This is a genomic window from Luteimonas sp. KH_071, from assembly GCF_057838005.1.
Genome location: NZ_CM174458.1, coordinates 1,115,011 through 1,129,887, shown reverse-complemented (window position 1 = coordinate 1,129,887; position 14,877 = coordinate 1,115,011). Strand labels below are relative to the sequence as shown.

Here is a 14,877-nt window from a genome sequence, read left to right as displayed (position 1 = left end):
ATCGCTGCATCCACTTCATGGAGCGTCCGCGCGATGGATCCGATCCTGCTCGGCAAGGCTGTCACCACCCCTGACGCCGGGCCCGTGCACCTGCTGCCGAAGTTCGGCAACCGCCATGGTCTCGTGGCCGGCGCGACCGGCACCGGCAAGACCGTCACCCTGATGACGCTGGCCGAAGGCTTCTCGCGTATCGGCGTGCCGGTGTTCATGGCCGACGTCAAGGGCGATGTCGCCGGGCTGGCGGTCGCGGGAACGGCAAGTGACACGCTGCTCGCACGCGCAGCCGAGATCGGCGTTGCCGACTGGGCGCCCGCCGCGAGCCCGGTGGTGTTCTGGGATCTCTACGGCAAACTCGGCCATCCGGTGCGCACGACGGTCAGTGAAGTCGGCCCACTGCTGCTGGCGCGCATCCTCGAACTCAACGACACCCAGTCGGGCGTACTCGACATCGTGTTCAAGCTCGCCGACGACCGCGGCCTGCTGCTGCTCGATCTCGCCGATCTGCGCGCGCTGCTGGGCGTGGTGACCGACGAGCGCAAGGACATCTCCACGCAGTACGGTCTGGTCAGCCCGCAGTCGGTGGCCGCGATCCAGCGTTCGCTGCTGCGGCTGGAGCAGGATGGCGGCGATCACTTCTTCGGCGAGCCGGCGCTGGAACTGTCCGATCTGATGCGCACGTCCACCGACGGCCGCGGCGTCATCGGCATCCTTGCCGCCGACCAGCTGATCCTGCGCCCGCGGCTGTATTCGAGCTTTCTGCTGTGGCTGCTGTCGGAACTGTTCGAGACGCTGCCGGAAGTCGGCGATCTGGACAAACCCAAACTCGTCTTCGTGTTCGATGAGGCGCATCTGCTGTTCAACGATGCGCCAGCCGCGCTGCAGCAGCGCATCGAACAGGTGGTGCGCCTGATCCGCTCCAAGGGCGTGGGCGTGTACTTCTGCTCGCAGTTTCCCGACGACGTGCCCGACAACGTGCTTGGCCAGCTCGGCAACCGCGTGCAACACGCATTGCGCGCGTTCACGCCGCGCGACCAGAAGGCCGTGCGCACCGCGGCCGAAACCTTCGTGCCGAATCCCGCGCTCGATGTGGCGGGCGCGATCTCGCAGCTCGGCACCGGCGAGGCGCTGGTCTCCACGCTGCAGGACAAGGGCGTGCCGATGCCGGTCGAGCGCACGTTGATCGCGCCGCCGCGCTGCCGCATGGGCGCGATCACGCCGGAAGAGCGCGCGCAGGTGCGCGCGAACAGCCCGGTCGGCGGGAAGTACGACACGGCGATCAACCGCGAATCCGCAGCCGAACTGCTCGCGAAACGCGCCGAGGATGCGACCGCGCAGGCGAAGACACCGCCGGCCAAGACCGCACGCGAAGCGGAGGCCGACGAGGGCGAAGGCGGCGTCGGCCGCTCGATCAACGAATTCCTGTTCGGCACTGGGCGCCGCCAGGGCGCGGTGCAGGCAGCCGGCAAGCAGGCGGTGCGCACGATCACCAATCGCATCGTCCGCAATCTGCTCGGCGGGATCCGCCTCAAGTGAGCAATCGATGAGCCGCTGGCGCCCGCCCGCCGAAAAGAGCACCGCGTTGATCACGCCGGAAGGCCATGCGCGCCTGAAGGCCGAGCTCGACGATCTGTGGCGCGCGCGCCGGCCCGAGGTCGTGCGCGCCCTGTCGGCCGCGGCGGCCGAAGGCGACCGCTCCGAGAACGCCGAATACACCTATCGCAAGAAGCAGCTCGGCGAGATCGACCGGCGCGTGCGCTATCTGTCGAAGCGGCTGGAGTCGCTGCGCGTGATCGATGCCGCTCCGAGCGATCCCGAGGCCGTGTTCTTCGGCGCGCATGTCGAGCTGGAAGAGACCGACAGCGGCGAGCTGGCGCATTACCGCATCGTTGGACCCGACGAAACCGACGCGAAAGCCGGCTGGATCAGCATCGATTCGCCGCTGGCGCGCGCGATGCTCAAGAAGCGCGTCGACGACGAATTCGAAGCGCAGCTGCCAGGCGGCCTGGTGCGCTTCGCGGTGCTCGCCGTGGACTATCGCGCGGCGTGAGTGCCTCTGTTGTCCCGGCGTGGCGGCGGCGCTTGAACATTCGCCTCGCTGCGCGCGTTCTGTCAGCGCTGCTGCTGCCAGTCGCCCTGTTCGCCCTGCCCGCGTGTACGCGTGACGCATCGCCGACGACCTCGCAGGACCGTGCCGCGCCGGCACCGGACGCGAAGGCGCTGGCGCACGCGGACCTCGCGCACCGCCTGCGGCGCTTCCTGATCACCCGCACCACGCCCAGCCTCGCACGCGGGCCGATAGCCGCCGACGACGAACGTTTCCGGCTCGGCGCGTTCTGGCGTGCACGCACAGACACCCATCATTTCGGCGCCGATTTCCAGTCGCGCGCGGAGATCGCACTGGCCGCAGCCGGCTCGGCGCCGGTCGCCGATGCAGCGCTGCGCCAGTTGCGCGACACCGTCGATGCACGCCTGCCGGCGTGGCAGGCACTGGTCGACTACAACGCCGCGGGCACGATGCGCGACGACGGCGGCGACGAAGGCCGGCGCCTGCTGCCGTGGGCAATCGCATCGATCGACGCGATCGAGGTGGCGACCTGGGCGTATCTGGACGCGGTCGAAGCGCAGGAGCGCGGGCGCCGCTGATCCGTTCTCGAACCGGGCCGTTGGACGCGGCGAGGCGGGCTGCCACTGGAAACGCGCGGCGGCGCGCAGGCCGCGACGCGTTTCGCCATCAATCGACCCGACGCATCTCGAACATCTGGTGGTCCGACAAGGCGGTGAAATACCCGGTCGTCGACGTGAACTGCTTGTCGGGAAATGCGGTGCCCGGCGACACCCGGCAGAACAGAAACGCGCGCGAGTACGCGCACTGCAGGCGCGCTTCGGGGCCGATGTCCGGGAACAGACCATGCTGCTCCATCGCGCTCAGCGGCAGCAGCGCGAGTCCTTCGCCGCGGAACATCGCCAGCCATCCCCGGCCTTCGGCGCGCACCACCAGTTGCGCATCGGCAGGAAACGCCGCGGCGCCTTCGCCAGCCGGTTGATAGGTGCCGCTCAGGCCATCGGCCGCATGGGCGAAGCCGGTCACGCATAGCGCGACCGCCAACACGTCCGCGCGGCGGATCACGCGAGGACCTCGGCGACCTCGCCGTAGAGATCGTGCTCGTCGCTGCCCATGATCGCGACATCGACGAAATCGCCGGGCTGCAGACCGGCCTCGCGGCCATCCTGGATCTGCACCACGCCGTCGATCTCGGGCGCATCGCCCATCGAACGTGCGATCGCCAGATCGCCGTCGACCATGTCGACGAGACACATCTGCACCGTGCCGACCTTGGCCTCGAGGCGCGCGGTCGAGATCTCCGCCTGCTTCTCCATGAAGCGCGCGAGGCGCTCCTGCTTCACCGCTTCAGGCACGGCATCGGGAAGCGCATTGGCCGTCGCGCCCGTGACCGGCGAGTAGGCGAACGCACCCACGCGATCGAGCTGCGCCTCGTCGAGGAAATCGAGCAACTGCTGGAAATCGTCCTCGGTCTCGCCCGGGAAACCGACGATGAAGGTGCTGCGGATCGTCAGCTCGGGGCAGATCTCGCGCCAGCGCGCGATGCGCTCGCGGGTCTTGTCGATCGCGCCGGGGCGCTTCATCAGCTTGAGAATGCGCGGGCTGGCGTGCTGCAGCGGCACGTCGAGATACGGCAGCAGCTTCGGCATACCGTCGGCGTGACGCTCGGTCATCAGCGGGATGATGTCGTCGACGTGCGGGTACGGATACACGTAATGCAGACGCGTCCACACGCCGAGTTCCGACAGGCCTTCGCACAACGCTTTCATGCGCGTCGCGTACTGGCGCTCGCGCCAGGTGCGCTCGGCATAGCGCACGTCGACGCCGTAGGCCGAGGTGTCCTGCGAAATCACCAGCAGTTCGCGTACGCCACCGCGCACGAGCTTCTCGGCTTCGCGCAGCACGTCGTCGACCGGGCGCGAGACCAGATCGCCGCGCATCGACGGAATGATGCAGAAGCTGCAGCGGTGGTTGCAGCCTTCGGAAATCTTCAGATACGCGTAGTGCCTGGGCGTCAGCTTGATGCCGATGTCATCCATCGCCGGACGGCGCGGCACAAGATCGATAAAGGGATTGTGCGTCTGCGGCGCCGCCGAATGCACCGCGCGCATCACCGAGCCGTAGTCCTGCGGGCCACTGATCGACAGCACGCCGGGATGCGCCTCGCGGATCACTTCTTCGCGCTTGCCCAAGCACCCGGTCACGATGACCTTGCCGTTCTCGGCGATGGCCTCGCCGATCGCGTCCAGCGATTCGGTCACCGCCGAATCGATGAAGCCGCAGGTGTTGACGACGACGACGTCGGCATCGTCGTAGGTCTGGACGATGTCGTAGCCCTCGACGCGGAGCTGCGTGAGGATGCGCTCGGAATCGACGAGGGCTTTCGGACAGCCGAGGCTGACGAACCCGACCTTGGGATTGGCTGCGGACATGGGAACCGTGGCTTGGAGATGGCCGCCCGGGGCGGCTGGGATCGCGGTCGCGCGGCATGACGCCCGCGCGCGAAGGCCGCGCAGTATAGCGCCGGCCCGGGGGACCGACCGGTGGCGCGTGCATACGCGGACGCCTCGGTTAGACTCGGTGCGCCACCTGAACAGGGAACCCCCATGGGCCTGGACGTCATTCTCGCCACGCCCTCCGGACCGGTGAACGCCTGGCGTGCCGACCCGCCACATGGCGCCGCTGCGCTGGGCGCGGTGGTCGTGATCCAGGAGATTTTCGGCCTCAACGTGCACATCCGCAGCGTCGCCGACAACTATGCGGCCGCGGGCTACGTGGCGCTGGCGCCGGCGCTGTTCGACCCGGTTGCACGCCACGTCGAACTCGCCTACGACGCCGACGGCTTCGCGCGCGGTCGCGAACTGGTCGAAGCGCTCGGCACTGAGCGCGCGCTCGGCATGCTCCGTGCCTGCCGCGGGACGCTGCAGTCGCAAGGTCATCGTGGCATCGGCGTAGTCGGCTTCTGCTGGGGCGGCACGCTGGCCTTTCTCGCCAACACGCGCCTGGGCCTGCCCGCGGTCAGCTATTACGGCGCGCGCACCGTGCCGTTCCTGGACGAACCCCTGCAGGCGCCGATGCTGTTCCAGTTCGGCGCGGACGACCCCGCTATTTCGCCAGACGACATCGCGCGTCACCGCGCGGCCCAGCCCGACGCGGAAGTGCTGGTGCATCCGGGTGGTCATGGTTTCAACCGCGATGTCGATCCTGCGCATTACCACGCGGCGAGCGCGGCCGCCGCACGCCGTGCCACCCTCGCCTTCCTCGACGCCGCGCTGCGGCAGGACGCGATGCCATGACCCACTCTGCCTATGCGCTGCATCCGCAGCTCGCCGACGACACCCATCCGCTGGCGACGCTCGCACTGTGCGAGATGCGCCTGATGGACGACGCAAATTATCCGTGGCTGGTGCTGGTGCCGCGCATCGCCGGCGCGCGCGAACTGATCGATCTCGATGCCGACCAGCGTCGCCAGCTGACCGACGAGATCGACATCGCCGCACGCCTGCTGCGCACCGTTTTCCAGCCCTACAAGCTCAACATCGCCGCGCTCGGCAACATGGTCGAGCAGCTGCATGTGCACGTGATCGGCCGCGAACAGGACGATCCGGCCTGGCCAGCGCCGGTGTGGGGCCGGGTCGCCGCGCGACCCTATACGCCGGAGCAGCTCGTCTCACGCATCAGCCGCCTGCAGGCTGCGCTCGGGCGCTGATTCAGCGCGCGCGCACCACGCGCGTCCCCGCGACGAAATCGTGGCCGCAACGCCGGTCCTGCCGGAAGATCATGCAGAGACTGCCGAGCACGACCAGCGCGCCCAGGCACGGAATGCCGCCCACGACCTGCAGCGGGAAATAGCGCGCGAAGATCGCGCGCAGTGCCGTCACCGGACGGCCATCGAGCGTCACGATGCGGATGCCGAGCAGACGCTTGCCCCAGGTCTGGCCCCCGACATGCAACGGCCAGGCGTGGATCGCGGCGAATGCGAGCATGCCGATCAGCATCCATAGCGCCTGCAGACCGAAGCCGACCTGCTCACCACGTTGCGCCGCGTCGATGACCGCGTTCCAGTAGCCGCCGAGCCACATCAGCGGCGTGAGAACGGCCAACCCGATCAGGCCATCGATCAATACGGCGCCCAGGCGCATGCCGCGCTCTGCAAGCTGCTCGAGCGCATCGGTCTGCAACTGGGCGCTCGGCGCTTGATAGGGATTCGGGTCCTGCATCGCAGCGTCCTTGCGTGATGTTTCCAACGATCAGGTGCGCGGCAGGGTGACGCCACGCTGGCCCTGGTACTTGCCGCCGCGATCCTTGTACGAGGTCTCGCACACGTCGTCGGCATCGGACTGGAAGAACAGCATCTGCGCGACACCTTCGTTGGCGTAGATGCGCGCCGGCAGCGGCGTTGTATTGCTGAATTCCAGCGTGACGTGGCCTTCCCATTCCGGCTCGAGCGGCGTCACGTTGACGATGATCCCGCAGCGCGCGTACGTGCTCTTGCCCAGGCACACGACCAGCGTGTCACGCGGGATGCGGAAGTACTCCACCGTGCGCGCCAACGCAAACGAATTCGGCGGGATGATGCATTCATCCGCCTCGATGTCGACGAAGCTGCCGGGGTCGAAATGCTTCGGATCGACGATCGTCGAGTTGATGTTGGTGAAGATCTTGAACTCGCGCGAGCAGCGCACGTCGTAGCCGTAGCTCGACGTGCCGTAGCTGACGATGCGCTGGCCGGCGGGGTCCTGCTTCACCTGGCCAGGCTCGAAGGGCTCGATCATGCCGCCAGGCATTTCGGACATGCGGCGGATCCAGCGGTCGCTCTTGATGCTCATCGTGGGGTTCCTGCGGCGCGGCGGCCTGGACGCGCATTGTCGCCGTCCAGCCCGCCTGCGTCACCCCGCCGCCGCCGCAGCATCAGACCAGCGAGGCGGAAATCGACATCGGCGCCCGCGGCCGCTTCTCGAGTGCTTCCACCAATCGCCGCGCCGTGGCGCGATACGCCTGCGCGGCAGCCGAATCGGGCGCCGCGACGACGATCGGCACACCAGCATCCCCCTGCATACGGATGCCGATTTCCAGCGGCAGCGAACCCAGTAGCGGCACGCCGTACTGCGTCGCCATGCGCTGACCGCCGCCGTCACCGAACAGGTGCTCGACATGCCCGCAGTTCGAGCACACATGCTGGGCCATGTTCTCCACCAGCCCGAGCACCGCCACCTCCACCTTCTCGAACATCTTCAGCGCCTTGCGCGCATCGAGCGTGGCCACATCCTGCGGCGTCGTGACGATTACAGCGCCCGCCACCGGAATCTTCTGGGCCAGCGTGAGCTGGATGTCGCCCGTGCCCGGCGGCAGATCCACCAGCAGATAGTCGAGCGTCTCGTCGCCGCCCCACAGCGTGTCGTTGAGCAACTGCGTCAGCGCCGACGTTGCCATCGGGCCGCGCCAGATCATCGGCGTGTCCTGGTCGACCAGCAGACCGATCGACATCGCTTCGATGCCGTGGGCCCGCATCGGTTGGATCGACTTGCCATCCGGGCTGTCGGGTTTGCCGGACAGGCCCAACATCATCGGAATACTCGGGCCGTACACATCAGCATCGAGCACGCCCACCCGCGCACCGTCGGCAGCGAGCGCAAGTGCGAGGTTCACGGCGGTGGTCGACTTGCCGACGCCGCCCTTGCCGGAACCGATGGCAATGATGTTGCGGATCCGGGTGTGGGGCGCCAAGCCTGTCTGGACGGCACGCGCGGGGTGAATGGTCATGGCGATCCGGAGATGCGGCGCCGCATTTTACTACCGCGCCGGACCCATTGGATCAAGGCTCGTAAAGCCCAGCGGCCGTCAATTTCTCGACGAGCGGTGCGAGACCGACGACGTGCCTGCGCGAACTGCGAACCGAACGCGCGTGCACCGGCTCGCGCACCTGCGCAGCGCTTGCCGTTGCGAACACCGCGCCTTTGTCGGGCACGCTCAAGGCCGCCGGCGTCCAGTCCAGACCGCACCAGTCGTAGATACGCCGGGACTGCGCTTCAGGATCGGTGACCAGATCCTCGTAGCGAACATCGAGAATGGCGCCCGGCATCACGGCATGCCAGTGCGCCATCAGACGGCGATATGCGATGAAGTATTCGGCCAGCTCGATCTGGTCGTAGGAGAACTCGTAGGCATTGAAGAACAGGGTCTTGAAGATCGCGTAGCAGCTGTCAAGCGGATCGCGCACCAAATGAATGATTTTCGCGTGCGGCAACGCCTTGCGGATCACGCCGGAGTACATGAAATTGGCGGGCATCTTGTCGATGAAACGGGAGCTCCCGCCAGCCATCTGTCGCGCCCCTCGCATGTACTGCGCACCAAGCGCTGCGAAATCGAGTTTCAGCGATGCCTCTGCGAGGGAGATCCCCGGATTGTCGGCCTGGAGCTTCCGGATGCCGTTGCTCATCAGAAAGCCGAAATCCGTCAGCTCGCCCGCATTCTTCACCTCGCCCGACTGCAGAAGCATGCGTTCCGCCAGCGTGGTGCCGGTGCGCGGCATCCCCAGAATGAAGATCGCGCCCTCCCCTTCCGATCCGGCCACCGGCGCGGACATGGCGGCCGCATCCATCACGACCCGGATCTCGTCGAGCGTCGCGTAGAACCCGGCAGGGTCGTAGTGCAACGTTGCACGTCGCGCCCGGGCACCCTCGGAAATCGCAGCAAACGACCTATCGTGATCTGCGAGGTCCTCGAGCTCCTTCCCCAGTGCATACAGCGCGCAGGCACGATCCTCGTCGCGCCCGAATCCGGCCGCCAGGCGGGCTTCGATGTCGGAGACGTGGTTGCGATCCGGTTTCTGGCGACCGAGCGTTGAACGCAGGTAAATCACCGGGCCCGCCTGTGGTGATGCCTCCAGCACCCGGTCCAAATCCTTTTCGGCCGCCTCCGCCTGACCAGCGTAGAAGCGGGCGACCGCCAAGTCGTACCGCCACGCCGGGCGATCACCGACCAGTGCCAGCGCCCGTTCGTAGTGCTCAATCGCCGGTGTCAGCAAATTGTGGTGGTAGTAAAGCTTGCCAATCTGCCAGATCAGCGTCGCGTCGCTTCCCGCTTGTGCAGATAGCGCTTCGGCCAGCGTCGACACCTCGTCGCGACGGTAGGAACGCGACAGCAACCAGGCCTTCTTGATCTTGTGTTGCGCATCGTCCGACAGCGCGATGGCGGTGTCGATCGCCGCCAGCGCACTGGTCAGATCGTCGGCAAGGCGGCCGGCTTCGGCCGAGAACGCGAATACCTTCGCCTGTTCCGGATATGTCTCCGCGAGCGCGCGTGCGTGTGCGACCGCGTCGCCGATCCTTCCCTGTCTCAGCAGGTCATAACCCGCCCTGATCCGATCGGCAAGATCCGCTGCCGGGTGTGCCATTGGCTGATTCATCTGTTCTCTCGGTCAGCAGGGAAATCCCTGCGTGCTGATCACGCCTGCTCCGACAGCAGCTCCGGGTCCCGACACGTGCGTCTGGACAAGGGAAAAGTGACCGCATTGTTAAAAAGGCATTGCATTCAACGAATATTCATCAGTAGTATCGTTCAGCAACGATTTCAGATCCACTCATTTTTTATTGTAACCGATTGTTTCGAAAGGAGATATTGCAATGGCTCGTCAACGGTCCACCCATGCCCTTCGTGTCAACAGAAGTCCGTTGACGATTGCGTTGGCAACAGCGCTGCTGTTCCCGCTAGGCGCTGCGTACGCGCAGACCACCACCACGGAAGAGCAAGAATCGACCGAAGAGACCCGCTCGACGAGCGCGTCGACGCTGGACACGGTGACCGTCACGGGCTCGCGCATCGCGAAGAGTTCCTACAACTCGGTATCGCCTGTGCAGGTGATCACCCGTGAAGAATCAACGATCGCTGGCTTTGCCTCGACCGCCGGTATGCTGCAGAGCAACGCCGTGACGGGCGGCTCCGATCAGATCAACAACGCCTACGGCGGGTTTGTGGTTAACGGCGGCCCCGGCGTCAACACGCTGTCCCTCCGTGGTCTCGGTGCCACGCGTACGCTGATCATGCTCAACGGCCGCCGCATGGCGCCGGCAGGGTCGCGCGGCGCGGTCGGCTCAGTCGACCTGAACACATTGCCCAGCATCATGGTCGACCACGTCGAAGTCCTGAAGGACGGCGCCTCAGCGATCTATGGCTCCGATGCGGTGGCGGGCGTGGTGAACGTCGTGACCAAGAGCAAGGTCGACGGCGTGGAGGTGGAGTTCGGCACCAACGTGACGCAGAACGGCGGCGGCGCCGAGAATCGCTGGGGCCTGCTGTTCGGCACCAGCGGTGACCGCTGGCGGGTGTCCGGCTCGCTGGAAATCTACGACCGCGACGCGATCGAGCTGGGCCAGCGCGACTGGGCCAGCAAGTGCCCGCGGCCGCTACTCGGCCGTGATCCTGCCACGGGCCAGTACGGCGCCGACGACTACATCGATCCGACCACTGGCGAGCCGAAGTGCTGGGGCCTGGACGCAGGCGGTGTGACCATCAACACGTTGGGCACCGCGTATCTGCTGGGCCGCCCCGGTCTGGGCAGCCTCGGCTACTACGGCACCTACGACCCGGGCAACCTGCCACCGGGCGGCTTCGATTACTTCAACCGTTGGCGTCCGAACGCAGCCATCACCGATGGCGATCTTCCGGGCTATGAAGGCGTCGACTACGAAGGCCGTACGACGTTCGACCCACTGATGAAGAAAGAGCAGCTGGTCTCGCCCACCACCAACATCACCGGCTTCCTCCAGGGCAGCATGGATCTGAACGTGCTCGGCAATGCCGAAGCATATTTCGAGATCCTGGCCACCCGCCGCGAGTCGTCACAGACCGGTTATCTGCAGCACAGTCTGGATTATCCGGTACGCAGCCCGCTGCTCGGTAGTCTCGTAGATCTGCCCGCCTTCCTGGCGGCACCGGCAGACGGTTCGACCGGTGGCCGCAACGTCGCGGCACGCGCCTTCATCGGCTGGGGTCTTTACGGCAACAAGCAGCAGGTGGACTTCGGCCGCTACACGGCTGGCCTGCGTGGTGACCTCGGCACCTCGTGGACCTACGACGGCTACGTCAGCTACGGTCGCTCGGACGCGGACTACTACACCAACAACCGTCTGACCAACCGCATCGCAAAGAGCCTGGATGTCGTATCCGACGGCAACGGCGGCTTCGTCTGTCGCGATACCTCCGACGGATGCGTCGCCGCGCCGGTATTGAGCACGTCGGTGGTCGCAGGCAACCTGCCGCAGGCCTACCGCGACTACATCATGCAGCAGACCAGGGGCTCGACCGTATTCGAAGAGAAGACCGCGCACTTCGGTGTCACCGGCCCGCTGTTCGACATTCCGTTCGGTGGTTCCGTCGCCGCAGCGTTTGGCGTGGAGTACCGCGAGAGCGAAATCGACGACAGCCCGGATATCAACTCGATCAACAACAACCTGTACAGCTTCACCGCTTCGACGCCGACCCGCGGCAAGGACACCGTGCAGGAAGCCTACGGTGAGCTCGAAGTGCCGTTGCTCTCAGGTCTGCCCGGTGCGCGCGAGCTGACCTTCAACATGTCGGCTCGCTATACCGACTACGACTCCTACGGCAGCGACAAGACCTGGAAGCTCGGCGCGTTGTGGACCCCGGTCGACTGGCTGTCGTTCCGCGTGTCGAACGGCACCTCGTTCCGCGCACCAGCGCTGTTCGAGCAGTTCCTCGGCGCCAGCAGCGGCTTCGCCAGCTCCAACAGCGATCCCTGCAACGGCTGGGGTGGCCTGACCGATCAGACCAGCAACCGTTACCTGAACTGCTCGAGCCTCGGTCTTGTACCGAACTTCCAGCAGAACAGCAGCGTCACTGTGTTTACGCGTGGCGGCGCTGAAACGGGCCTGACTGCCGAGACCTCGACGTCGAAGACCGCAGGTCTGGTGCTGCAGCCGGAGTTCGGTGCAGGCTTCGGCGATTTGTCATTCGCAGCCGATTACTTTGAGACGGAAGTCTCGAACGGCGTGTCCCTGCTGACCGGCGCTCAGATCCTCGATCTGTGCTACGGACAGTCGGTATCGGAATTCAACGCAGGCAGCGGCTACTGTGGGTTCGTGCAGCGCGCAGCCAACAACACGCTGAGCGTGACAACCGGCTACATCAACGTCGCCCGCGACAAGGTGCGTGGCTGGGACTTCAATCTGCGTTACAGCCGCGATATCGGCCAAGGTCAGTTCGTCGCCAACGCTGCGGTGACCCATTTCCTCGAACAAGGTGGCCAGACGCTGCCGACGATCGAGTACCGCGATTACAACGGTAACCTCGGCACTCCCGACTACACCGGCCAGCTGGATCTGAACTACACGATCCGCAACTGGCGCGTGCGTTATGGCCTCAACTGGGTCGGCGCTGTCGAAAGCTACTCGTACTACGACCGGTATTTCGACACCGACTATCGCGACACGTACCTGATGGAAGCGGATGACTACTTCACCCATGACCTGTCGGTTCGCTACTCCGGCGACGATTGGTCGGTGACCGGCGGCGCACGCAACATCGCCGACAAGGACCCGCCGCGTGTTTCGACGGGTGCTTACACGACCATCGGCAACGCGCCGTTGTACAGCGGCTACGACTACTTCGGACGGACGTTCTTCCTGAATTTCACCAAGAAGTTCTGATCCAGGTCGGCACCGAGTGACAACCGGAAACCGCCGCCCTTACCGGGCGGCGGTTTTTTTTCGACAGATACGAGTGCCCCACGACACACGTCTAGGAAACGGACCGTTCCCATGAAAAAGAAATGCTTCCTCGTATTGGCTCTCTTCTCCTCACTTGGCGCAGGCTATGTCCAGGCAGCGGCACCTGTCCGGCCGACAATCGAGCAGTTGGCTGCCTATCCGGAGTACGCAGGCTTTACGCTGTCGCCGGATGGCCGGCACATCGCCGCGCTTCGAGGCAGTGGCGAAGATCGTACGATCGCTGTCTGGAAGACGGACGAACTCGACAAGGCTCCGACCCTGATCGGCTCGTCGAGCATGAAGATCGGCGGAGTCCAGTTCATCAAGAACGATCGCCTTGCTGTCTCTCTGTCGCAGCCGATCGATCTGCGCATCGGCGAGGTCACCAAGACATTCCTTTCCAAATTGATGATCACGGACCTGGAAGGCCGGAACTGGAAGGAACCCTTACCGCAACCACGCGCCAACACGCGCGCGATGGAGCTGGTACAGGCGATGAGCAGCGCGACTGTACTCGACACGCTACCGAACGATCCACATCACATCCTGGTGGTCAACAATGTGGGCAGCAATGCCGGCGACGTCTACCGCGTGGATCTGCGTAATTACAGATCCGAGCGCATCCAGATGTCGGAAGAGCAGGTTGCCGGCTATGTCACCGACCTTGAAGGCGAACTCCGTGCGCGCCTGAAACAGGGCATCGATGGTACGGGCGCTTTCATCTCTGCCGAATTCCGGAATGGAACAGGACGTTGGGACGAGCATTTCCGCTCTTACGTCAAAAACCGGGATCAGACCCAGATCATTGGTTTCAGCAACGATGCGAACGTGGCATTCGTGCTCAGCAACGAAGGGCAGGACAAAGAAGTCATCTACGAGTACGACATCGCTGCCCGTCAACGCAAAGAAGTTCTGTTCCGCCACCGTTTCTTCAATGCGAACAGGGTGCTGATCAATCGATACAAAGATGCCGGCGGGAATTTCGGGCAGATCCTGGGCCTCGGCTACGAAGGGCCTCGCGGTGACGACGTCGAGTGGACAGACCCGAACATGCAGGCGCTCGACGCCGGATTGCGCAATGCGCTGGGCATCACGACCGAACAGTTGAGGCTCGTGGACCCTGCAAACGGCCAATCGGCGACCATCGAGTATCCGGTGCAGAAGAACATCACCATTTCCGGGTTCACACCGGACTTGTCCACTGTCGTGTTTTCGGTAGATGGTGCGGCCCTCCCACCGGAGTACTACCTGTTCCGCGACGGCCAGCTCTCGCTGCTGGCGAAGTCGTTCCCCGGGATCGACCCGCGCTCACTGGGCAGAACAGAACTCGTCTACTACAAGGCCCGTGACGGCCTGGATATCCCCGCATTTCTCACTCGCCCGAATACCGAGCTTTGTGGTGAAGGGCCGTTGCCGACGGTTATCCACCCGCATGGCGGACCGTGGGCTCGTGACACGATGGATTTCGATGGATCCATGTGGGTCCCGTTGATGGCATCGCGGTGCAATGTGGTGCTTCGGCCACAGTTCCGAGGCTCCGAAGGTTGGGGGCGCAAGCTGTGGATGGCGGGCGATGCCGAGTGGGGCCAGAAAATGCAGGACGACAAGGATGATGGCGCGAAGTGGCTGATGGAACAGGGCATTGCCAAGCCCGGTCACATTGCAATGTTCGGCTTCTCGTATGGCGGCTATTCCGCGTTCGCAGCATCGGTGCGACCCAATGGTCTCTACAAGTGCGCCATTGCAGGTGCTGGCGTCTCCGACATCAAGCGCATCTGGGCACGCTTCTTCACCAATCCGTTCTTCCGCCAGGCCCAGGCGCCCACCGTGGAAGGTCTGAGCCCGTTGGACATGGCCGCCGAGATGCAGATCCCGTTGATGGTTTATCACGGCGAACGCGATCAGACGGTGCCTTTGGAACAGTCGACCTGGTTCGTGAACAAAGCGAAGGCAGCAGGCAAGCCGGTGGTGTATCACCAGCTTGCCGACTATGGTCATGGGCCGGCATGGACACGCGCCATTAACGCCGAGCAGCTTGGCCTGATCGACGATTACCTATCCAAGGACTGCGGCGGCGGCGGACTCTAA

Annotated in this window: 13 protein-coding genes; 7 read left to right on the top strand and 6 right to left on the bottom strand. The window is 64.9% G+C overall.

The window, feature by feature from the left end; all coding sequences use genetic code 11:
• Positions 1–33: 33 nt before the first annotated feature.
• From AC3IRM_RS05225 to AC3IRM_RS05215, 3 genes are read left to right on the top strand one after another with little or no spacing between them, the layout of a single operon-like run.
• On the top strand, positions 34–1,533 hold the full coding sequence (locus tag AC3IRM_RS05225) for a helicase HerA-like domain-containing protein (protein WP_489205181.1): 1,500 nt from the start codon (positions 34–36) through the stop codon (positions 1,531–1,533).
• Between the two features lie 7 nt (positions 1,534–1,540).
• The gene (greB, locus tag AC3IRM_RS05220; RefSeq protein WP_489205180.1) at positions 1,541–2,047 is read left to right on the top strand and encodes a transcription elongation factor GreB; all 507 of its coding nucleotides are present in this window, start codon (positions 1,541–1,543) and stop codon (positions 2,045–2,047) included.
• Positions 2,048–2,079: 32 nt separating this feature from the next.
• On the top strand, positions 2,080–2,643 hold the full coding sequence (locus AC3IRM_RS05215; RefSeq protein ID WP_489205179.1) for a hypothetical protein: 564 nt from the start codon (positions 2,080–2,082) through the stop codon (positions 2,641–2,643).
• A gap of 88 nt (positions 2,644–2,731) precedes the next feature.
• Here AC3IRM_RS05215 and AC3IRM_RS05210 read toward each other — a convergent pair whose 3' ends face one another.
• Positions 2,732–3,127: a hypothetical protein gene (locus AC3IRM_RS05210; protein WP_489205178.1), complete on the bottom strand. Its 396-nt coding sequence runs from the start codon at positions 3,125–3,127 to the stop codon at positions 2,732–2,734.
• A complete protein-coding gene (gene rimO, locus AC3IRM_RS05205; RefSeq protein ID WP_489205176.1) occupies positions 3,124–4,494 on the bottom strand; it encodes a 30S ribosomal protein S12 methylthiotransferase RimO in 1,371 nt (456 codons plus the stop codon). Before rimO ends, AC3IRM_RS05210 begins: the two co-directional genes overlap by 4 nt.
• A 174-nt stretch (positions 4,495–4,668) precedes the next feature.
• Here rimO and AC3IRM_RS05200 point away from each other — a divergent pair, with 174 nt between their 5' ends.
• Both AC3IRM_RS05200 and AC3IRM_RS05195 read left to right on the top strand, forming a co-directional pair.
• Positions 4,669–5,358 carry a dienelactone hydrolase family protein gene (locus AC3IRM_RS05200; protein ID WP_489205174.1) on the top strand — a complete coding sequence of 230 codons (690 nt, stop codon included), beginning with the start codon at positions 4,669–4,671 and terminating at the stop codon, positions 5,356–5,358.
• Positions 5,355–5,771 (top strand): HIT domain-containing protein, encoded by a 417-nt coding sequence (locus tag AC3IRM_RS05195; protein WP_489205172.1) that lies wholly within the window; start codon positions 5,355–5,357, stop codon positions 5,769–5,771. The genes AC3IRM_RS05200 and AC3IRM_RS05195 overlap by 4 nt, the downstream gene beginning before the upstream one ends.
• Position 5,772: 1 nt before the next feature.
• Here the strand turns inward: AC3IRM_RS05195 and AC3IRM_RS05190 are convergent, their stop codons facing one another.
• From AC3IRM_RS05190 to AC3IRM_RS05175, 4 genes are all read right to left on the bottom strand, one after another.
• Positions 5,773–6,282: an RDD family protein gene (locus tag AC3IRM_RS05190; RefSeq protein WP_489205171.1), complete on the bottom strand. Its 510-nt coding sequence runs from the start codon at positions 6,280–6,282 to the stop codon at positions 5,773–5,775.
• A gap of 30 nt (positions 6,283–6,312) precedes the next feature.
• Positions 6,313–6,891, bottom strand: a complete 579-nt coding sequence (dcd, locus tag AC3IRM_RS05185) for a dCTP deaminase (RefSeq protein ID WP_489205170.1) — start codon at positions 6,889–6,891, stop codon at positions 6,313–6,315.
• 82 nt (positions 6,892–6,973) lie between these two features.
• On the bottom strand, positions 6,974–7,825 hold the full coding sequence (gene apbC, locus AC3IRM_RS05180; RefSeq protein WP_489205169.1) for an iron-sulfur cluster carrier protein ApbC: 852 nt from the start codon (positions 7,823–7,825) through the stop codon (positions 6,974–6,976).
• A 52-nt stretch (positions 7,826–7,877) separates the two neighbouring features.
• Positions 7,878–9,458 (bottom strand): tetratricopeptide repeat-containing sulfotransferase family protein, encoded by a 1,581-nt coding sequence (locus AC3IRM_RS05175; RefSeq protein ID WP_489205168.1) that lies wholly within the window; start codon positions 9,456–9,458, stop codon positions 7,878–7,880.
• A 229-nt stretch (positions 9,459–9,687) separates the two neighbouring features.
• On the opposite strand from AC3IRM_RS05175, the gene AC3IRM_RS05170 reads away from it, so the two are divergent.
• Together AC3IRM_RS05170 and AC3IRM_RS05165 are read left to right on the top strand one after the other, a co-directional pair.
• Positions 9,688–12,729 (top strand): TonB-dependent receptor plug domain-containing protein, encoded by a 3,042-nt coding sequence (locus AC3IRM_RS05170; protein ID WP_489205167.1) that lies wholly within the window; start codon positions 9,688–9,690, stop codon positions 12,727–12,729.
• Between the two features lie 111 nt (positions 12,730–12,840).
• Entirely contained in the window at positions 12,841–14,877 is a 2,037-nt protein-coding gene (locus AC3IRM_RS05165; RefSeq protein WP_489205166.1) for an alpha/beta hydrolase family protein, read from the top strand.